Origin of the sequence: Dickeya ananatis, assembly GCF_019464615.1 — a bacterium.
GTDB lineage: Bacteria > Pseudomonadota > Gammaproteobacteria > Enterobacterales > Enterobacteriaceae > Dickeya > Dickeya oryzae.
Window position 1 is genome coordinate 2,177,349 of sequence record NZ_CP040816.1, and the last position, 21,007, is coordinate 2,198,355.

Sequence of the window (21,007 nt, forward strand, 5' to 3'; positions counted from 1 at the left end):
TCAGGCTTTTTCCAGCGTACAGAGCAACGGATGCTCGTTCTCCCTGGCATAACGGTTCACTTGCGCGACCTTGGTTTCAGCCACTTCGGCGCTATACACACCGCAGATAGCCTTACCCTGATAGTGAACCGTAAGCATCAGTTGCGTTGCACGTTCAATATCATAAGAAAAGAACTTTTGCAGAACGTCAATAACAAATTCCATCGGCGTGTAATCGTCATTGTTAAGTATCACTTTATACATCGATGGCGGTTGCAAGGCTTCAGTATAATGCTCTTTAGTCAGGTCGTCGGTCTGTGGCCCAGTGCTATGATTTCCCATCTTCTACCCAAAATCAGTTCTGATACTTAATCGCTGGCTGTCATTACAGCAGCATACCTGATTTTTATTGTATCACCGCCCGCTCAAAATCGCTCTGGCCCCACAAACTCCCTTCCTGATATTAACGGCAATAAAACCAGTCGATAGCGTTACCTGCATCAAATTTTCACAAACCTGCTGCAAAGTGTCCGAGCCGGACGCTTGACGGCAAAGGCGATTTCAATAGAGTGTAGAGTTGGATTGATGCTGTTTTAATCAATTCGGTTTGCCTTAACCCAATAACCTCACCTTAGAGAACACTCTAGCGAAGGATGAAGATGCATGGAGACAGGTACTGTTAAATGGTTCAATAACGCCAAAGGCTTTGGCTTTATTTGCCCCGAAAGCGGTGGTGAAGATATTTTCGCCCACTATTCAACCATTCAGATGGACGGCTACAGGACGCTAAAAGCAGGTCAGGTCGTGCAATTTACCGTGCACCAGGGACCGAAAGGAAATCACGCCAGTCTGATCGTACCGATCGCCGGTGAAACGGTCGCCTGAATGCTCACCTTACGCTTTCCGGTCTTTCTCCTTTAATTCCTGTGACCAGGTCAAACGACTCCAATACCGGCCGCCGTCGGGCGGCCGGTATTCTTAGCCTACTACGGATAGGTTCTTAATCCGCCCGCCCGCGCGCCAGCCATAACACCCGTGAAAACATGCTGCGAATCAGCGACGGGATTGCCGATTCCCCAAGCGTTGCAGCCTCGATCGCTACCTCAATCGCCAGATCCGGCTTCGACGTCCGATGGATTGCCTTGGTAATAATTTTAGCCGCTGACAACGGCACCGGTTCCGGTAATTGCGCCACCCGGTGATAGACCTGACTAAACCCATTGCGATACATGAAATGTTCCATATCCAGCGCGGGCAACATCGTCAGGTGGTCGCGCTCTGATTCCCCTTGCGCCTGCAACAGGCTGCGAACGGTAGCCGCGTATTTTTTCCCGGCGTCATCACCATCCACCAACACATGCCATTCGATCCCCATGCGGTAGGCGAATTTCAATAACGGTTTTAGCCCTGCCTGCGCAAATTCGATAACGCGCACCCCTTCCGCTTCAAAATGGTGCCCGCACTGGCGCGCCAGTTCACTGAGCATCCAGACCTCGGTTTCGCCTTCTACCAGCAACCAACAGCGTGCAAACAGCGACGTTGGGCGATTAAACCGAATGTGGAAGGTGATGCGGCGGCTGTCTTCCTGCGTCATGCCCTGCCGCCCAATGCGATAGGTCGCCACCTTCGCCGACTCGCGTACCAGACGGCACACCTGCTCTACCGGAACCAGTGACAGCAGCTCGCCGGAATTCGTGGTGGTGATTTTCTGTAATGGCAATTGCGTCAGCAGCCCCCACGCTACCGACAGCATGATCGGATGTAAGCGGGTTTCCGGGTCTTCTATCAACAACAAGGGTCTGGCGTGCGGGTCTAACACGGCGGAACCTTTGGCCTGCAACAACGTAGAAAACAGCTCCAGCAGAATAATGCGGCGGCTGCGATTGTGAGAGCCGGAAATCATGCGGTTGATGTTATCCAGCGAGCGCCAGGCACGGCCATTACCGGCTCGCGCATGACGATGGTGACGCCTGTCGTTCGGGTCAGCACCCTGCTCAGAAAAATAGTGCTCCACCAGTTGGCGCATCGCCACCAACCCCTGACGCAACTCTTGATTCGTCAGCCGATTGGGATTCTGCGCCAATTCTCGCACCAGTGTTTCGAACTGGCGTGATAGCAGCTCATTATCATCGACTTGTGGCATCAATGTACCGGTGCGAAAGCGGCGGATAAAACGTGCGTCGCGCAGCCGCAATACCGGATGCAACCGAACTATCTCGCTGGCCAGCCAGTCGATATTCTCCAGCACCAGCGCCTGTCCATTGGCGTCCAGAAAGCTACGCCAGGTAAAAATCGCCTGACTTTCATCCATTTCCCCTTCCAGACGATAAAAAATACGGTGCAATCGTCCTTCACCTTTAATCCAGACCGGTGACAGCGAGCGGTAACGGGGAGCCAGGTGGTGACCCGGAGCAGACTCACAAAACGTAAAGATCACCTGCAGGTGACGTTCCCGGCTGGTTTCATCGCCGGGTGTAAAATGAAAATCCTGCAGATCGAAGTGATAAAGCGGCGGCGACGGTGTCAGCAACAGCGAAAGCGCATCCAACAGGCTGGACTTTCCCCAAGCGTTTTCACCAATCAGAACCGTATTCTCATCCAGTGTTAGCGACAGTCGGTTAATGCCCCGGAATCCAACAATCTCGACTCTTTCCAGATACATCCGTGCCTCCAGTGCTGTGCTTTCCTGATGAGCATGACGATAAAAGTACAACAGGGTCAAGCCCTATGCCTCGGATCTGCCTCGCGACGCATAAAAATGCCCCACAGATGCGAGTGATTTTCATCCACACGTGAAAATTGCGCTAAATCAAGTTCACCTTAAATTGCATATAAAAAGCCTTTTTAGACACCTGCAACCGTTCTATCCTCATAACAGGCATTACAAATGCAACTTTAATAAAGGAAGCCATCATGTATTGTGTGCAATGTGAACAGACCATCCGAACCCCGGCCAGCAACGGCTGCGCCTACGCGCAAGGCATGTGCGGTAAAACCGCCGAAACCTCTGACCTGCAAGACCTGCTGGTCGCTGTTCTCCAGGGATTATCGGCCTGGGCGTTGCAGGCACGCGCGCTGGGCATTATCGATCACGACATCGACAGCTTTGCTCCTCGCGCCTTCTTCTCTACTCTGACCAATGTAAACTTTGACTCGCCGCGCATCATCGGTTATGCCCGCGAAGCCATTAGCCTGCGCGAAAGTTTGGCAACCCGTTGCCGTCTGAAAGACGCCAGTGTTACCGTCGACCACCCGATGGCGGAACTGCAACTGGCGGGCGACGACATCCCGCCCCTGTTACAACAGTCTGCCGAGTTCGCGCTGAACAAAGATAAAGCCGCGATTGGCGACGATATCCACGGGCTGCGCATGCTGTGTCTGTATGGCCTGAAAGGTGCGGCGGCCTACATGGAACACGCCCACGTACTGGGGCAGCATGATGACGCTTTATACGCCGACTACCATGCGTTTATGGTCTGGCTTGGCACCGCGCCTACCGATGTCGATACGCTGCTCGGCAATGCAATGGCTATCGGCAAAATGAACTTCAACGTGATGGCGATTCTGGATCAGGGGGAAACCTCCGCCTACGGCCATCCGCAACCGACTCAGGTTAACGTCCGTCCGGTGGCAGGCAAAGCCATCCTGATCTCCGGCCACGACCTGAAAGACCTGCGCATGCTGCTGGAACAAACCGAAGGGACCGGTATCAATATTTATACCCACGGTGAAATGCTGCCAGCGCACGGTTACCCGGAATTGAAAAAATTCTCCCATCTGGTTGGTAATTACGGCAGCGGCTGGCAGAACCAGCAAACCGAATTCGCCAAATTCCCCGGCCCGATCCTGATGACCTCCAACTGCATCATCGACCCTAACGTAGGCCAGTATACCGACCGTATCTGGACCCGTAGTATCGTCGGCTGGCCGGGCGCTCAACACCTCGAAGGGGATGACTTCAGCGCCGTCATCGCACAGGCACAGCAACTGCCGGGCTTCCCATACAGTGAAATTGAACACCTGATTACCGTCGGTTTTGGCCGTCAAACACTGCTGAATGCGGCAGATACCGTGATTGATTTGGTCGCCAGCAAAAAACTGCGCCATGTCTTTTTGGTTGGTGGTTGCGACGGCAGCCGTACCGAACGTAGCTACTACACCGATTTCGCCCGTAGCGTACCGCAAGACTGCCTGATCATGACGCTGGCGTGCGGTAAATACCGCTTCAACAAGCTGGATTTCGGTACACTGGAAGGCTTGCCGCGTCTGCTGGATGTCGGTCAGTGTAACGACGCCTACTCCGCTATCATGCTGGCGGTCAATCTGGCGGAAAAACTGGGTTGCGGTGTCAACGATTTGCCACTGAGTCTGGTGCTGTCATGGTTCGAACAGAAAGCGATTGTCATCCTGCTGACGCTGCTGGCGCTGGGTGTGAAAAATATCTACACCGGCCCTACCGCACCGGGCTTCCTGACACCGTCACTGCTGGCCATCCTGAACGAGAAATTCGGTATGCGCTCTATCACGACCGTTGAGCAAGACCTGAACGATATCCTCACCGCCTGACCTGTTTGTTGACCTTCGCCTTCCGCTGCAACCCGGCGGAAGGCCTGTTATGGAGACACCCCATGACTATGCCTACCCCGCAATGCCCTAACCGCATGCAGGTGCACTCTCTTCATCAGGAAACGCCGGATGTCTGGACGATTTCGCTGATTAGCCATGATTTTTATCCCTGGCAGCCCGGCCAGTACGCACTGGTCAGTATCGCCAATAGTAGCGAAACGCTGCGTGCCTATACCTTGTCTTCATCACCGGGAGTCAGTCCCTTTATCACGTTCACCGTACGGCGGCTGGAAAACGGCGTTGGCTCACGCTGGCTGACAGAGCAGGTAAAACCCGGTGATTATTTATGGATCTCCGACGCCCAAGGCGAGTTCACCTGCACCCATGCTGTCAGTGACCGTTACCTGATGCTGGCTGCTGGCTGTGGTGTCACGCCGATTATGTCGATGACCCGCTGGCTGCTGGCGAATCGCCCACACACCGACATTCAGGTCATCTTCAACGTCCGCGACCCGCAACACGTGATTTTTGCTTCGGAGTGGCAAACGCTCTGTCAGCATTACCCGCAGCAACTGCACCTCACGCTGATGGCAGAGCAACAGGCAAAAGCCGGTTTCCTCAGCGGGCGACTGACTGAATCAGTCCTGCTGCAACAGGTACCTGATATCACCCGCCGTACCGTGATGACCTGTGGTCCTCAGCCGTATATGCAGCAGGTAGAAACGTTCTGTTTACAGGCCGGTGTGCCACGCGATCGTATTTTTAAAGAGCAGTTCGGCGCCCCGGATATGGCGGTGGATGATGACAGCGAACAACTCACGATGACGATTCGCCATTCATTACAGCAAGTGAAAGTTTCGGTCGGCATCAGCCTGCTGGCGGCATTGGAAAGTCACCAGTTACCGGTGAATGCCGCCTGTCGTGCGGGCGTCTGCGGTAGCTGTAAGACGCGAATTCTCAGCGGTCACTACACCACCACCAGCACCATGACGTTGACGCCAGAAGAAATTGAAAACGGCTATGTGTTGGCCTGCAGTTGCCAGTTGCAAGGAGATGTTGAGCTAGCCTGATTTCCCTTACCCTCCCCACCTACGGCTCTCATCAGCCTCTGGACCTACCCCGCATTTTCGTTACAAAACCGTTAAGGCGGGGTTTTTCCCCTTTCAGCTTCCCGCTATATTAGGCGGTATCACGCTTGATGCGTGGCGCAATCACCGCGCTATAGCATGCCTACACGCCAGAGCATGCCGTACGCTGACTGTTTTTTTACGCTACATTGGCATAGTCTGTTTTTAAATAATCCATTTTCACATAATTTATTTTCACATAATTTATTGTTTCTTATGGCCGGTTAGCTTGTATGGCCTATTATTTCGTAGGGTCTGCATGGCGGACGTAAACATCGACAGGGACACCGCTGACGTTTTAAGTTGCGTTGTTGTGGCAGGAGCAAAAACACATGATGACCGTCAAACCCGCCCCGATACTTATCCTTGGCGCCAGTGGCTATATCGGCCGACACCTCCTCACACGACTGAGTCAACAAGGTCAACCGCTGATCGCCGCCTCACGTCATATCGACTCACTGGCAGCGCTAAACCTTCCTGGTGTGCGCTGTGAATACATCGATTTAATGAAGCCCCATACGCTGCCTGAGGGGCTATGGCAGGCCGATACGCTCTATTATCTGGCGCACAGCATGGGCGACGGTGCCGATTTTCTGGAGCGGGAATACCAGTCGGCGCAAAACCTGCGTCAGGTACTCCGCACCAGCCGAATCCGCCAGATTATCTATCTGGGGTCAGCACAGACCGACAGGCACCCATCTATTCATATGCAGGCACGTAAACTGACCGGTGATATTCTGCGCAGTAGCGGCATCCCGGTCACCGAACTGCGTGCGGGGATCATCGTCGGTCCGGGCTCCGCTGCATTCGAAATCATGCGTGATATGGTCAACAATTTACCGGTGCTGACGCCACCACGCTGGGTGCGCTCGAAATCCTCACCGATCGCGCTGGAAAACCTGCTCACCTATCTGGCAGAAATAAGGCTTCACCCCGCCGAACAGCATCGCATTTTCGATGCCGCCGGACCGGAATACCTCAGCTATCAAACCCTATTCGAACGATTTATTCGCCTTACCGGTAAACGCCGCCTGCTGCTTCCGGTTCCCGTACCGACCGCGTTGATCTCCACCTGGTTTCTCAACCTGATAACCTCGGTGTCCAGTTCTACCGCCCGGGCGCTGGTGCAAGGTCTGCGGCATGACTTGCCAATGGACGATAGCAAACTGCGGCGTCTGATTTCGCAGCGGTTATTGACCTTTGACGACGCGGTGCGGGCCACACTGGATGATGAGAAAGCCGCCGCGCAGCACCCTGACTGGGCGTTTGACTCGGATGTACAGGCGCGCTGGCGCCCTGATTACGCCTTCTACCCGAAACAAGCCGGTTACAGCCATAAGACCAACGCCAGTAGTCAGGCACTGTGGAACATCGTGCAGCAAGTCGGTGGGAAACACGGTTATTTTTACGCCAATCCGTTGTGGACAATTCGGGCCAGAATGGATGATTTGTGCGGCAATCAGGTGGTTTATAGCCGCCCGGAACGGTCGGAATTGATGGAAGGCGACCTTATCAACGGCTGGAAAGTCATCCGGCTGAAACCATTGCGCCAGTTGGTGCTGTTATTTGGAATGAAAGCCCCTGGGCTTGGACGACTGGCGTTTTCTATTGACGAGCGTGGCACCTACCGGGTGCTGGATGTTCGGGCCTGGTGGCATCCGGCAGGTTGCAGCGGGCTAGGCTATTGGTTCCTGATGATGCCCGCACATTTATTCATATTCCGTGGCATGGCACGCCGTATCGCGGCGCTGGCGCAGGAAGCGGAACAACGGGATATCCATCGCTTTTCTCATCGCGATTAATCATCAACCTTTACAGCACACCTGCCTTGGGTAACAAGGCAGGTTTCACACTGTGCGGTGCAGTCCCATACCGTTCGCGTCACAGACGATAAGCAGGAAAAACCTCATGACGCGCCCTTACACGACGTCGCACCGTATTTTTCCAGCAGGGCATCCGCAATCGCTTCGGTTTCCGCATCAGCCTCACCGTCGTAGCGCTGCTGCCGGAAATGCATCTGGAATGCCGCCACGACCCGTCTCTGCTGACGTTCGGTCATCCCTTCTTTGACTTCATAGCCATAACACGCCAGTTTTGTGAGCAACACGGTTCTGTCGACCGGCATCGTTTTCTCTCTGTCGCCCAGATAGAAACGCACCCGTGCTGCGTCCGGCCAGGCACCGATCCCCGACTCTGCCAGTTGCCGCCAGGGGAACAACGGGCCCGGGTCAACCTTACGCTGGGGCGCTATATCGCTGTGCCCCACCACATCCTGCGGGGCAATGTGATGGCGTGCGATGATGTCACGCGCCAGATGGGTGACCAGCGCAATTTGCTGCGGTGTGTAGGGTTGCCACCAATGCGTACCAGACGCCGTCTGACGCCAGCCGGGGTTTTCCTGCTCGATACCAACGGACGTCGCGTTCAACTGACTGTAGCCACGCCAGTAACTGGCACCCGCATGCCAGGCAGCCTGTGATTCTGGTACCAGTTTCCACGCCACAGGTTTACCGTTTACCTGCGGCGGATAAGCGGGAACCAGATAATGTGCGCTGACTTGCTCAGCCGTGAGCGTCTCCAGCGACGAATCCAGGTCTTCAGCCGTGTAGTGCAACACCAGAAAACGCACTCGTTCACCACGACTGACCGCCGTCGACGACAGATCTATCTGGTAATCACCTTCATCGACATACCGTTTATGCGTCTGACAGCCTGCCAGCACTATCACGGTAATCAGTACTGCGCTTCGCCACACCAACCGAATCGCCTTCCTTGTCATGAACCACGAACCACAACCGCCGTGCCGCTGACGGAAACCATCAACATGCTGCCGTTTTTCCCCACGGTTTCATAATCGATATCGATACCGACGATAGCATTCGCCCCCAACTCCTCGGCTTGCTGCTGCATTTCACGAAATGCGATTTGCCGGGCATGGCATAACTCTTTTTCATAGGCACCGGAACGACCACCGACAATGTCTCGAATACCGGCAAAGAAATCCCGAAAGATGTTGGCACCAAGAATGGCTTCTCCCGTCACCACACCGCAATAGGTTTCAATAACCCGTCCTTCCAGCGTGGGTGTTGTCGATAACAGCATCATGCCTCCTCGCATCCGATGTTCATTTGCCTGACCACTCGTGTTTTTCACAGTCTTCTTACGCTTTTATAGCAATTTCTGCCATTAACAGTGCATTTTACAACACAGAAGTCATCAATCGCCTGTTTTAACAACGAACTGCGCCAAAACCGGGTAACGTTATAGTTGAAGATTGTGTGCCACAGTACGGCGATTGCCTTGACAAATCCACCGCCATCGCGGCAAAGCGAGATTTTGTGCTAAAATAGCGACAATAAGTCGTGTATTCGCAAATTTTAACCCGTGGCGATTGCATAACTATTCTGCCGAGGCTACCATTTGCGGCATCAATGTCTATTCAATTCTTGCGCATGAGTATTCAACTAAACAGCATTAACTGTTTCTATGGCGCACATCAAGCGCTGTTCGATGTCACCCTTGATTGTCCATCCGGCGAAACGCTGGTATTGCTCGGCCCCAGTGGTGCTGGTAAAAGTTCATTATTACGGGTACTGAACCTGTTGGAAACGCCCCGCTCCGGCACCCTGAGCATCAGCGGTACAACGTTTGATTTTAGCCAGACACCCGGTGAGAGCGCGATCCGTGAGCTGCGCCGCAATGTCGGTATGGTGTTCCAGCAATATAATTTGTGGCCGCACCTCACTGTGCAGCAAAATCTGGTCGAAGCCCCCTGCCGCGTACTGGGCCTCAACCGTCAGGAAGCACATACCCGGGCGGAAAAATTGTTGAGCCGCCTGCGACTGAGCGACTTTGCCGACCGCTACCCGCTCCACCTTTCGGGTGGTCAGCAGCAACGCGTTGCCATTGCCCGCGCGTTGATGATGGAACCGCAGGTACTCTTGTTTGATGAACCGACCGCGGCCCTCGACCCGGAAATCACCGCTCAGGTGGTGAGTATCATTAAAGAATTGAGCGAAACTGGTATTACTCAGGTCATCGTCACCCACGAAGTCGATTTTGCACGTAAAACCGCCAGCCGCGTGGTGTATATGGAAAATGGCCGCATTGTGGAACATGGCGACGCCTCACACTTTTCCCAACCACAAACACCCGAGTTTGCTGGCTATTTATCTCACTGATAGATAAGGATAATAACATGAAGAAACTGCTCGTTGCCGCCCTGCTCGGCGGCTTAAGTCTTTCCGCTGGCGCAGCTGAGACCATTCGTTTTGCCACGGAAGCCTCCTACCCTCCGTTTGAGTCGGTAGACGCCAGCAACCAGATCGTCGGTTTTGATATCGATCTTGCTAACGCACTGTGTAAACAGATTCAGGCTACTTGTACTTTCAGCAATCAGGCATTCGATAGCCTGATCCCGGGCTTGAAATTCCGTCGCTACGATGCGGTCATCGCCGGTATGGACATCACCCCGGAACGCCAGCAGCAGGTGTCATTTACACAGCCGTACTATGAGAACTCAGCGCTGTTCATCGCCCAGAAAGACAAGCTGGCTGACATCGCCGCGCTCAAAGGCAAACGCGTCGGCGTGCAGAATGGCACCACACACCAGAAATACCTGCTGGATAAACACAAAGACATCACCGTTGTGCCGTATGACAGCTACCAGAATGCCGTACTGGACCTGAAAAATGGCCGTCTGGATGCCGTCTTTGGCGACACCGCCGTCGTGAATGAGTGGTTGAAAGAGAACCCGAACCTGGCATCTGTCGGCACTAAAGTGACCGATAAAGACTACTTCGGCATCGGTTTGGGTATTGCGGTTCGCCAGAACAATGATGAACTGGTGAAAAAATTCAACGATGCGCTGAACAACATCAAGCAGGATGGCACCTACCAGACCATCTACAAGAAATGGTTCCAGCAGTAATCCGATAGAAAATCAATGATTGAATTTCAACCTCTAGCAAGCGCCGCCGGGATGACCGTCGGCCTTGCCGTTTGCGCTCTGGTGCTGGGGCTACTGCTGGCAATGCTGTTTGCCCTGTGGGAAACCGCGCGCTGGAAAGTGATCAGCGCCTGCGGCACCGCCGTCGTCACGTTACTGCGCGGTTTGCCAGAAATCCTGGTGGTGCTGTTTATCTATTTTGGCTCATCGCAATTGATGCTGATGCTGTCAGATGGCTTTACGCTCAATCTCGGTGTGGTACAGATCCCCGTTAAACTGGCGATAGATAACTTTGAAGTCAGCCCGTTTCTGTGTGGTGTCATTGCCTTGTCGCTGCTGTATGCCGCCTATGCATCGCAAACGCTGCGTGGCGCGCTGAAAGCGGTGCCACAAGGGCAATGGGAGTCTGGTCAGGCTCTGGGCATGAGCAAAGGCGTGATTTTCCGCCGTCTGATCATGCCACAGATGTGGCGTCATGCCCTGCCTGGATTAGGCAACCAGTGGCTGGTGCTGCTCAAAGACACCGCGCTGGTTTCACTTATCAGCGTGAATGACCTGATGCTGCAAACCAAAAGTATCGCCACCCGCACGCAGGAACCCTTTACCTGGTACATGATTGCAGCCGCTATCTATCTGGCGATTACGCTGTTAAGTCAGGTGATCCTGAAGAAAATTGAAACACGCGCCACACGCTTTGAACGGAGGCCGTCCTGATGCTGGGTTACATTCCCGAATTGCTTAAAGGGTTGCACACCAGTCTGATGCTGACGCTGGCGTCGTTACTGCTAGCATTAGTGCTCTCGCTAGTGCTGACAGTGATTCTGACGCTAAAAACCCCGGTACTGTCCGTTCTGGCTAAAGGCTATATCACCTTGTTTACCGGTACCCCGTTGCTGGTGCAGATATTCCTGATTTATTACGGTCCGGGTCAGTTTGAGTCGATTCGCCATATAGACTGGCTATGGAATCTGTTATCGCAGCCGTGGTTGTGTGCGGTCAGTGCGCTGGCGTTGAACAGCGCCGCGTATACCACACAGCTGTTTTATGGTGCCGTGCGGGCGATTCCATCCGGCCAATGGCAGTCTTGTGCCGCGCTGGGGATGAATCAGCGCCAGACGTTGCGTATCCTGCTGCCGTTTGCGTTTAAACGCGCGCTCTCCTCGTATTCCAACGAAGTGGTGTTGGTATTCAAGGGGACATCGCTGGCTTACACCATTACCCTGATGGAAGTGATGGGTTACGGCCAGTTGCTGTATGGTCGCACTTACGATGTATTGGTGTTTGGCGCGGCAGGCATCGTCTATCTGTGCGTCAATGGCCTGCTGACGCTATTGATGCGTCTGATCGAACGACGCGCATTGCGGTTTGAACAACGCAACATCTGAATCATCAGATAAATTAACGCAATGACTGATTACGCCAGCGTTTACGCTGGCATTTTTTTATGCACAAAGAATATCCCTGCCGGGAAAAAACCAATGTAAATTATGCTTTATTTTTACTCAGATTAGTCCCTAATTGTGGCATCCAAGCCAGTAACACGCAAAATAAAATGAATTTATAGTCATGTTATTTGCATATAAATACATTTAATGGCATGGTATCGGCATCCTTACCAACGGTTATTATGTTGGTATATATAAAATAATCTGGAGTAACTCATGAAAAAACTTATTCTTGCCGCACTGCTGGCCAGCACCACCTTTAGCGCACTGGCAACAGAATCCATTCGTTTTGCTGCATCAGCTACCTATCCACCGTTCGAATCGCTGGATGCCAACAACCAGATCGTCGGGTTTGATATCGACCTCGCCAATGCGCTGTGTAAACAATTACAGGCGACCTGTAGCTTCACCAATCAGGCATTTGACAGCCTGATTCCGGCGCTGAAATTCCGTCGGTACGACGCGATTATTTCCGGTATGGATATCACCCCAGAACGCAGCAAACAGGTGGCGTTTACCCAGCCTTACTACGCTAACTCGGCTATCGTCATCGCCCAGAAAGGCAAGTTCCATTCACTGGCTGATCTGAAAGGTAAGCGTATCGGTATGGAAAATGGGACTACCCACCAGAAATTCCTGCAGGAAAAACACCCGGAAGTGACAACCGTCCCGTACGACAGCTATCAGAATGCGCTGATCGACCTGAAAAACGGCCGCCTTGACGGCGTATTCGGTGATACTGCCGTGGTCAACGAATGGCTGAAGAACAATCCGGACTTAGCCACCGTCGGCGAGAAGATCACTGATCCAGCCTATTTCGGCATTGGGTTAGGTATTGCTGTTCGCCCGGATAATCAGGCGTTACTGGAAAAACTGAATGGCGCGCTGAACGCCATCAAGGCTAATGGCACCTACAAAGCCATCAACGACAAGTGGTTCCCGCAGCAGTAAAACCGATAACCCTCACGCTGCCGGTAGCTGCCGGCAGCGTACTGAGGAAAAAACGATGGAGAGAAGAAGGACTAAAGACAACGGTTACATCTGCAAACGCCCATCTCTGGCGTATCTCTCTGGATTAGGCACGCCGTTGCAGTAATGTCAGTACCTCATAATGCGCGGTATGCGGGAACATATCGAACAACTGCACCTGCTGTATCTGGTAGGCAGGCAAACGTGCGATATCTTTCGCCATACTTTCTGCATTACAACTGGAATACAACAGATACGGCGGCGCCATGCGACTCAGGTAGTCGCACAGTTCAGCACCAATCCCCCGCCGCGGTGGGTTAACGATCACCAGATCCGGCGTCTGCATTTCACCAACCGCAAAGCGGGTGGAATCAAGCGCGGCAAAACTGACATTATGAAGCCCCAGTTTTGTCGCCGAGTGCTTCGCACAGGCAATCGCTTCCGGGCTAATTTCAATACCGGTGAGCGCGCTATCTGGCCCGGCGCAATGCAAACCGAATCCCCCCACGCCACAAAAGAGATCCCACAGGCTGCGTATCGGTAACGTCGACACCCACTGCCGTGCCGTATCATACAATGCGGCGGCAACCACCGGGTTAGTCTGGAAGAAACTTTGCGGCCGAATAGACAACGGCACCTGGTTAAAGCGCTCTTCCAACGCCTGTGCTGGCGTTAACGGAATCTCCTGCTCCCCTTCCAGTATCGCCTGATGAACGGGCTGGATATTCGCCGATATCACCGTCAACTGCGGCAACTGCTGTTGTAACCACGGTAACGCGGCGCGCAGTTGTGCCAGTTTCGTTTCGGAACGTAAAACCAGCCGCAGCATAAAACAACCGCTCAGGGTACTTTGCGTCAGCAACAGGTATTTCAGCTCTCCCCGACGCCGGGCGACGTTATAAGGCGTCAAACCGGCACGGGCGATAAAGACTTTTAACACGCTAAACACCGGCGCAAAACTGTCGGGATAGAGCGGGCAGTCACACAAATCCACCGCCGAACCATCACGGTGCAACATCCCCAATAGCGGACGTTCCACACTGCCGCTGACCACCATCTTGGCTTTATTGCGAAACGCGGTCTGTGCCGAGGTGAACGGCGTCAGCCAGCGTTGAACTGGGTGATCGGCCAGCAGCTTCGACAAGTGCTGTTGCTTATCAATTATCTGCTGTGGGTAGTCGGTTTCCAGCCATTGGCAGGAACGGCACGAACCGTCGGTATAGCGGGAACATTGCATGGAAAATCTGAAATCTGTCGTTAACATCAAAGGGGGCCGATTGTATCACCCCCACGCGGGAAAGTTAGGGATGGCGAGTAAAAAAACGCTGGCTACGTCGGGGCAGGAACAACAGCAAAATCAGCAGAAAATCCGGCAATCGCTGCATCAATAAATGGTGAAGGATTTCTCCGACACCGTCGCCGCTGACGTGAAAAATCGGTGGCAAAAACTCCACTAACGACGCCGTCAGCATATAAACCGTGACCAGACACTGGGTTATCAGAAAACACCAGCGCCCCCAGTTCAGCCCGCTGAGAACCGCGAACCCACAGCGGATTTCAAGGCATACCACCAGCAGGGCAGCCAGCAGCACCAGCGTACTGTCCCACTGCTTTGCGCTACTGCTAAGCCAGCCACCAAAGCCGCTCCAGCCCAGTTCACTGATGGTCAGGACGATACCCAGACACCGGGTGGCGATAATCGCCCATCCCGCCACCATCACCGCGACAGGTGCGAATACGCCACGCTGCAACAGTTCCCGTTTGCCGTACAGTATGATTGCATTCCCCCTGAAATGACCACGCCACCAAAAGTATGGCGGCGTGGTGAGAATTGGCAAGTTCAGGAGGAAAGCAAAATGCTGTCAGCCACGCCTCGCTTTTTGCAAATCACGCTGGCGTTGCTTTTCCGCCCGAGCCATAAACCACCAGGCAATCAAACCGATAATGCCTACCACCAACAATATCAGAGATGCCAGTGCGTTAATCTGCGGGTTAACGCCCATTCTTACGCTGGAAAACACCAGCATCGGCAGGGTCGTAGCACCAGGGCCGGAAACAAAGCTGGCAATCACCAAATCATCCAGCGACAGGGTAAAGGCCAGCAACCAACCCGACACCAGTGCCGGAGCAATCATCGGTACGGTAATGATGAAAAAGACCTTCAGTGGCGTTGCGCCTAAATCCATTGCCGCTTCTTCAATCGAATGATCCAACTCGCGCAAGCGGGCACTGATCACCACAGTGACATACGCCGAACAGAAGGTGACGTGCGCCAGCCAGATGGTCAGCATTCCGCGCTCTGCAGGCCAGCCAATGGCTTGCGCCAGCGACACAAACAGCAGTAATAACGACAGCCCGGTGATGACATCCGGCATCACCAGCGGTGCGGTCAGCATAAAAGCAAACCCGTTAGAACCACGGAAATTGCCAAAACGGACCATCACCACCGCCGCTAGCGTGCCCAATACCACCGCCATGGTGGCCGAGGCCGCCGCGATAGTCAGGCTCAGCGCCACCGCGCTTATCATGGCTGAATCTTCAAACAGCGCGCTATACCACTGGGTAGACCACCCAGCCCACACCGTCACCAGCCGGGAACTGTTGAAGGAGTAGATAACCAACATCAGCATCGGGGCATACAGAAAACTGTATCCCAACACCAAAATCAGCGTCCGCCACGGTGAACGCACAACCGGTAAATTGTTCATGCCTGATCCTCCGCGACTTTATTCTGGTGTTTGTGGAACCAGATGATCGGAATAATCAGCAGGAACAGCATCACCATCGCTACCGCCGACGCGACCGGCCAGTCGCGGTTGTTGAAAAACTCCTGCCACAGAATACGACCAATCATGATGCTATCCGGCCCGCCTAACAGCTCAGGGATCACGTATTCCCCTACGGTCGGGATAAACACCAGCATCGACCCGGCAATAATGCCGCCTTTGGTCAGCGGCACAATGACGCTAAAAAAGGTTTTGACCGGCCGAGCCCCCAAATCCAGCGAGGCTTCCACCAGCGAATAATCCAGTCGGGTCAGCGCGGTATAAATCGGCAAGACCATAAACGGTAAATACGAATAAACCACGCCGATATATACGGCCAGATTGGTGTGCAAAATCACCAGTGGCTGATCGATGACCCCAAGCCAAAGCAGGAAATTATTCAGGATACCGTTATCTTTCAAAATCCCCATCCACGCGTACACGCGAATCAGGAACGAAGTCCACGATGGCAGGATCACCAGCAACAACAGAATGTTGCGGGTAGACGACTTACTGTGCGCCACTGCCCAGGCCATCGGATACCCGACCACCAGACAACACAACGTTGAGACCGCCGCGACTTTCAGCGATTGCAGATAAGCATCGATATATAACGGGTCAGACAACAATTGCAGGTAGTTGCCGATATTCAGACTGATTTGCAGTCGATCTTCCGCCCATGCGATCAGATCCGTATACGGTGGTACCGTACGCGCCATTTCCGCAAAACTGATCTTAAAGACAATCAGAAACGGCAGCATAAACAGGCACAACAGCCACAGATAAGGCAGCGCGATCACCAGTTTGCGGCCATGCGCCAGACGCAGGCGCGCCAGCGTCGCGCGCAACGGGCTCATCGGCTGGCCCGGCGGTTCATGTTGTTCAGATAACATCGCCATTGCGTCTTCTCCCGTTATACCGTCAACACCACGCAACTGTCCGCATCCCAGCACAGGCGCACTTCATCTCCCCAGGTGGGCGAGCCTTTGCGGAAACGGTCGGCATTTTGCAACTGGGCACTGATCGTCTGCCCACTGGTTAACCGGACATGGTAAATAGACAGATCACCCAGATAAGCGATGTGCACCACCTCGCCCACGGCAAAGTTACACCCATCAGCCGGGACATCGTCGCACAACATGATTTTTTCCGGGCGCAGCGCAATATAGACCGGCACGCCGTCTACCACGGACACATCGGAATTGACCTTCAGCGGATGCACCAACCCCGGACTTTGCACAATGAGCGCATCGTCCTGACGCTCTTTCAACAGCCCTTCGAACATATTGACTGAACCGATGAATTCGGCACTAAAGCGTGTATTCGGGTTTTCGTATATTTCTTCCGGCTCGCCAATCTGCACAAATTTACCACGATTCATGATAGCGATACGGCCTGCCATGGTCATGGCTTCTTCCTGATCGTGGGTCACCATCACGCAGGTCACCCCTACCCGTTCCAGAATGTCGACCACTTCCAGTTGCATGCGATCGCGCAATTTTTTATCCAGTGCACCCATCGGCTCGTCCAGCAACAGCAATTTCGGACGCTTCGCCAGACTGCGCGCCAGCGCCACACGCTGACGCTGACCACCAGAAAGCTGATGCGGTTTGCGCCCGGCGAATTCCTGCATGTGCACCAGCGTCAGCATCTCTTCTACGCGATCGTTGATTTCACCGCGCGATAACTTGTCCTGCTTCAGGCCAAAAGCGATATTTTTCTCCACCGTCATGTGCGGAAATAACGCATAGGACTGAAACATCATGTTGATCGGGCGCTGGTAAGGCGGCACCAAAGACAGGTCCTGTCCATCCAGCACAATTTGTCCCTGGGTAGGCTGCTCAAAACCCGCCAGCATACGCAGCAGCGTGGATTTACCACACCCTGAAGCCCCCAACAGGGCGAAAATTTCGCCTTTATAGATGGTCAGGCTGACGTCATCAACCGCAAACTGACCGTCATACGCTTTGGTCAGGTTACGCACTTCCAGCAACGGCGTGGCCGCTTTCTGGGGTTTAGGGCGGGGGATCGCTTCGTTCACTTAATTTGCTCTCCGGCAAAAGCAGAACAAAATCGCAGCCACATGACTGCGACACAAATAGCACAAACAGGCGGGGTAAGCCGCCTGTTGCATGAAAGTGGAATCAAGGACAGCGATTATTTCCCGCTTTTTACCTTGGTCCACGAGCGCGTAATCACGCGGTCAATCTTGGGTGATTGCACCTTAAGCGTAAACAACTTGGCGCGAATATCCGCTGGCGGATAAATATTCGGATTATTACGCACTTCATCTTTCACCAGTGCTGTCGCCTCTTTATTGGGGTTGGCGTAATACACATGGTTACTGATGTTGGCAATCACCTCAGGTTTCAGCAGATAGTTGAGGAACTGATAGGCTGAATCCAGATTCTTGGCATCTTTCGGAATAGCGAAGACGTCAAAGAATGCCAGCGCGCCTTCCTTCGGAATGCTGTAGCTGATATTCACGCCATTTTTCGCCTCTTTCGCCCGGTTGGCGGCCTGCAGGACGTCGCCAGCCCAGCCGATCGCCACACAAATATCGCCGTTGGCCAGATCGTTAATGTACTGGGATGAATGGAAATAACGGATGCTCGGACGCAGTTTCAGCAGTAAATCCGTAGCGTCTTTGGTGTAATCCGATTCATTGGTACTGTTCGGATTTTTACCCTGATAGTTCAGCACCGTGGCATAAATCTCAGCCGGTGCGTCAAGGAAGGATACGCCACAGCTCTTGAGCTTCTCCAGGTTCTCCGGTTTCAACACCAAGTCCCAGCTGTTAACCGGCGCGTCTTTACCCAGTACAGCCTTAACCTTATCGACGTTATAACCAATACCGGTGGTTGCCCACAGATACGGCACCGCGTATTTATGACCCGGATCGTGTTCTTCGATGAGCTTCATCAGCTCAGGATCAAGATTTTTGTAGTTCGGCAGTTTGCTCTTATCCAATGGCTGAAAGACACCGGCACTGATCTGGCGCCCCAGGAAACTGGCAGAAGGCACCACCAGGTCGAACCCTGTGCTGCCGGCCATCAGTTTGCCTTCCAGCACTTCGTTGGAGTCAAACACGTCATACACGACTTTAATGCCGCTCTCTTTCTGGAAGTTTTCCAGCGTGTCCGGCGCAATATAATCAGACCAGTTATAGACGTGCAGCGTTTTCTCTTCCGCCGATGCGGTGACGGACGCGGCCACCATTAAGCCGGCTAAAACACCCGAAAGCCATTTTTTACGTTGGGTGAACATCCGTTCCTTCCTCCATACCAGGGGTAAATACAGGGGGGTGAATGCACAGTGTCAGCAAATAACACCGTTCTGTGTTTCTTCATGCTCAGAATAACAACAGGCTCTGAATAACAACGATGATGCATGGCTATGCACCCGTGTTTTTCATCATTAACACGTAATCTGCTTCGACGTTATTATCTGAACCATACAGAAATAAAGCATAACCGCACTATTCCGCCCGTACCATACCAGAAAGGAAAAAACAGGTTTTATCGATTATTTATTCACAATTTATCTATGTGCTACGCCCTGAAACGGCAAAGGCAGAAAAACATATGGTTTAGATAATAAAAAACCGCATTAAATGCGGTTTGAATAAATAAGCAAAGCTGATGACCAGCTATTGATCCATAACGTAATCAATGCAGGCTTGAGGTGTTAAATCGCTCAGCAGGGCTCTCTTCCTCATCACCCAAAAACAGCAGATTATTGGCACTGGCTTCCATAATAACCATGGAAACCTGCTGCTCAGCCTGCTCCATGAAATGGCGGAACTGTTCCAGTGTCATCCCCGCACCTGCGCTGAATGTCTGGCAAACGATCAGTTTGGGCAGGTTATCGTCCTGAATATCAAGAAACGCTTTAGCCGTCAGTGAGCTGGCGTTGATCTGGCTCAGATTACTCATCAACGGGATCAGGGCGGTGGGTTTCACTTCCGCCAGCGCGGAAAACAGGATGACGCTGTCCGCCATATCAACCTTGGCGTCAAACACACCGTCAAAATTCTGCATGTGCGGCAAATGCAACGCCTGACAAGAGTCACATTCGAAGTAAATAATGCCCAGTTGATCCAGCCACCGCCGAAGCAAATTCAAATCAGGGACGATGATTGAATCCATCTTGACCGCCTCATATTTCATGGAGATAAAAACCTGACCTACGCAATGCCTAACTCAGGAATAGCCGGCCAATGTCATCACGGACTGGCCATCACAGCGCGCCGACGCGCTAAAAAACGAATGGGCGCAACATCTCTTGCTCGTAATACCCTCACCCGGTTCTGGCTACGCGTGATACGGAACGATGATGTTGTTCAATATATTCGATCATCATCCCTGCGATATCCAGCCCGGTAGCGGTTTCGATACCTTCCAGCCCGGGTGAGGCGTTGACCTCCATGACCAGAGGCCCCCGCGCCGAACGCAGTATATCAACACCCGCCACATTCAGTCCCAATGTTTTTGCGGCCTTTACCGCAGTTGCACGCTCTTGCGGCGTGATGCGTACCCGGCTGGCCGTTCCCCCCCGGTGCAGATTGGAACGAAAATCGCCCGGTTTAGCCTGCCGCTCGATAGCCGCCACCACGCGATCGCCGATCACCAGACAACGAATGTCTTTCCCTTGTGCCTCACGCACATATTCCTGTACCAGGATATGCGCATTAAGGCCGCGAAAAGCATCAATGACGCTTTCCGCCGCCTGCTGGGTTTCCGCCAGTACTACACCAATACCCTGCGTACCTTCCACCAGTTTCACTACCAGCGGTGCCCCACCGACCATTTTGATCAGATCCGCGGTGTCATCCGGTGAATGAGCAAATCCGGTGATCGGTAAGTCAATACCCTGGCGTGCCAGCAGTTGCAATGAGTGCAGTTTGTCGCGGGCACGGATGACCGACATCGCATTATTCAGCACCATGCTGCCCAGCATTTCGAACTGGCGTAACACCGCCGTGCCATAAAAAGTAATGGCGGCACCGATGCGCGGGATCACGGCGTCATAGTGCCCGAGATGACGCCCACGGTAATGCACTGATGGCGCGGCAGAATTAATGTTCATGTAACACGACAGCGGATTGAGCACTTCAATATCATGCTGCCGCTCTTCCGCCGCCTCGCATAGCCGCTTGCAAGAATAGAGAGAACCGTCCTGTGACAAAATGGCGATTTTCATAGCGCT

General features: G+C 53.2%; 21 protein-coding genes. 9 read left to right on the forward strand and 12 right to left on the reverse strand.

All coding sequences use genetic code 11. From position 1 onward, the window contains the following. On the reverse strand, positions 1-321 hold the full coding sequence (gene clpS, locus FGI04_RS09585) for an ATP-dependent Clp protease adapter ClpS (RefSeq protein ID WP_012884971.1): 321 nt from the start codon (positions 319-321) through the stop codon (positions 1-3). Positions 322-642: 321 nt separating this feature from the next. On the opposite strand from clpS, the gene cspD reads away from it, so the two are divergent. Beyond that, positions 643-864: a cold shock-like protein CspD gene (gene cspD / locus FGI04_RS09590; RefSeq protein ID WP_038914074.1), complete on the forward strand. Its 222-nt coding sequence runs from the start codon at positions 643-645 to the stop codon at positions 862-864. Between the two features lie 115 nt (positions 865-979). On the opposite strand, the gene FGI04_RS09595 is transcribed toward cspD, so the two are convergent. Continuing rightward, on the reverse strand, positions 980-2,641 hold the full coding sequence (locus FGI04_RS09595; RefSeq protein WP_407336641.1) for an ATP-dependent endonuclease: 1,662 nt from the start codon (positions 2,639-2,641) through the stop codon (positions 980-982). 251 nt (positions 2,642-2,892) lie between these two features. On the opposite strand from FGI04_RS09595, the gene hcp reads away from it, so the two are divergent. The 3 genes from hcp (at position 2,893) to FGI04_RS09610 (ending at position 7,474) form a co-directional block, all read left to right on the forward strand. Continuing rightward, entirely contained in the window at positions 2,893-4,545 is a 1,653-nt protein-coding gene (hcp, locus tag FGI04_RS09600) for a hydroxylamine reductase (protein WP_407336642.1), read from the forward strand. A gap of 62 nt (positions 4,546-4,607) precedes the next feature. Then, positions 4,608-5,615 carry an NADH oxidoreductase gene (gene hcr, locus FGI04_RS09605; protein ID WP_407336643.1) on the forward strand — a complete coding sequence of 336 codons (1,008 nt, stop codon included), beginning with the start codon at positions 4,608-4,610 and terminating at the stop codon, positions 5,613-5,615. Between the two features lie 389 nt (positions 5,616-6,004). Continuing rightward, the gene (locus FGI04_RS09610; RefSeq protein WP_407336644.1) at positions 6,005-7,474 is read left to right on the forward strand and encodes a DUF2867 domain-containing protein; all 1,470 of its coding nucleotides are present in this window, start codon (positions 6,005-6,007) and stop codon (positions 7,472-7,474) included. Positions 7,475-7,578: 104 nt separating this feature from the next. Here the strand turns inward: FGI04_RS09610 and FGI04_RS09615 are convergent, their stop codons facing one another. Together FGI04_RS09615 and FGI04_RS09620 are read right to left on the reverse strand one after the other, a co-directional pair. Then, entirely contained in the window at positions 7,579-8,451 is an 873-nt protein-coding gene (locus tag FGI04_RS09615; protein ID WP_407336645.1) for an N-acetylmuramoyl-L-alanine amidase, read from the reverse strand. After that, positions 8,448-8,774 carry a heavy metal-binding domain-containing protein gene (locus tag FGI04_RS09620; protein WP_407274761.1) on the reverse strand — a complete coding sequence of 109 codons (327 nt, stop codon included), beginning with the start codon at positions 8,772-8,774 and terminating at the stop codon, positions 8,448-8,450. Before FGI04_RS09620 ends, FGI04_RS09615 begins: the two co-directional genes overlap by 4 nt. Before the next feature lie 350 nt (positions 8,775-9,124). Between FGI04_RS09620 and artP the strand changes: the two genes are divergently transcribed. From artP to artJ (FGI04_RS09645), 5 genes are all read left to right on the forward strand, one after another. Further along, entirely contained in the window at positions 9,125-9,853 is a 729-nt protein-coding gene (gene artP / locus FGI04_RS09625) for an arginine ABC transporter ATP-binding protein ArtP (protein WP_342700667.1), read from the forward strand. A 17-nt stretch (positions 9,854-9,870) separates the two neighbouring features. Continuing rightward, a complete protein-coding gene (artJ, locus tag FGI04_RS09630; RefSeq protein WP_023639856.1) occupies positions 9,871-10,602 on the forward strand; it encodes an arginine ABC transporter substrate-binding protein in 732 nt (243 codons plus the stop codon). A 15-nt stretch (positions 10,603-10,617) separates the two neighbouring features. Continuing rightward, complete coding sequence (artQ, locus tag FGI04_RS09635; protein WP_016943735.1) at positions 10,618-11,334, forward strand: arginine ABC transporter permease ArtQ; 717 nt, start codon at positions 10,618-10,620, stop codon at positions 11,332-11,334. Beyond that, the gene (gene artM / locus FGI04_RS09640; RefSeq protein ID WP_210175797.1) at positions 11,334-12,005 is read left to right on the forward strand and encodes an arginine ABC transporter permease ArtM; all 672 of its coding nucleotides are present in this window, start codon (positions 11,334-11,336) and stop codon (positions 12,003-12,005) included. The genes artQ and artM overlap by 1 nt, the downstream gene beginning before the upstream one ends. Positions 12,006-12,281: 276 nt before the next feature. Then, the gene (artJ, locus tag FGI04_RS09645; RefSeq protein ID WP_407336646.1) at positions 12,282-13,016 is read left to right on the forward strand and encodes an arginine ABC transporter substrate-binding protein; all 735 of its coding nucleotides are present in this window, start codon (positions 12,282-12,284) and stop codon (positions 13,014-13,016) included. A 124-nt stretch (positions 13,017-13,140) separates the two neighbouring features. Here the strand turns inward: artJ (FGI04_RS09645) and rlmC are convergent, their stop codons facing one another. The 8 genes from rlmC to rimK all read right to left on the reverse strand — a co-directional run bounded on the left by rlmC (position 13,141) and on the right by rimK (position 21,001). Beyond that, entirely contained in the window at positions 13,141-14,271 is a 1,131-nt protein-coding gene (gene rlmC, locus FGI04_RS09650) for a 23S rRNA (uracil(747)-C(5))-methyltransferase RlmC (protein WP_407321324.1), read from the reverse strand. Positions 14,272-14,335: 64 nt separating this feature from the next. Then, positions 14,336-14,788 (reverse strand): YbjO family protein, encoded by a 453-nt coding sequence (locus tag FGI04_RS09655; protein ID WP_038906371.1) that lies wholly within the window; start codon positions 14,786-14,788, stop codon positions 14,336-14,338. A 108-nt stretch (positions 14,789-14,896) separates the two neighbouring features. Beyond that, on the reverse strand, positions 14,897-15,742 hold the full coding sequence (gene potI, locus FGI04_RS09660) for a putrescine ABC transporter permease PotI (protein ID WP_012884985.1): 846 nt from the start codon (positions 15,740-15,742) through the stop codon (positions 14,897-14,899). Beyond that, on the reverse strand, positions 15,739-16,698 hold the full coding sequence (gene potH, locus FGI04_RS09665) for a putrescine ABC transporter permease PotH (protein ID WP_407273551.1): 960 nt from the start codon (positions 16,696-16,698) through the stop codon (positions 15,739-15,741). The genes potI and potH overlap by 4 nt, the downstream gene beginning before the upstream one ends. 14 nt (positions 16,699-16,712) lie before the next feature. Continuing rightward, the gene (gene potG, locus FGI04_RS09670; RefSeq protein ID WP_023639861.1) at positions 16,713-17,840 is read right to left on the reverse strand and encodes a putrescine ABC transporter ATP-binding subunit PotG; all 1,128 of its coding nucleotides are present in this window, start codon (positions 17,838-17,840) and stop codon (positions 16,713-16,715) included. A 116-nt stretch (positions 17,841-17,956) separates the two neighbouring features. Further along, on the reverse strand, positions 17,957-19,066 hold the full coding sequence (gene potF / locus FGI04_RS09675; protein ID WP_342700626.1) for a spermidine/putrescine ABC transporter substrate-binding protein PotF: 1,110 nt from the start codon (positions 19,064-19,066) through the stop codon (positions 17,957-17,959). 401 nt (positions 19,067-19,467) lie between these two features. After that, positions 19,468-19,947 carry a YbjN domain-containing protein gene (locus FGI04_RS09680; RefSeq protein ID WP_012884989.1) on the reverse strand — a complete coding sequence of 160 codons (480 nt, stop codon included), beginning with the start codon at positions 19,945-19,947 and terminating at the stop codon, positions 19,468-19,470. Between the two features lie 151 nt (positions 19,948-20,098). Further along, positions 20,099-21,001: a 30S ribosomal protein S6--L-glutamate ligase gene (gene rimK / locus FGI04_RS09685; protein ID WP_012884990.1), complete on the reverse strand. Its 903-nt coding sequence runs from the start codon at positions 20,999-21,001 to the stop codon at positions 20,099-20,101. Between the last annotated feature and the right edge of the window lie 6 nt (positions 21,002-21,007).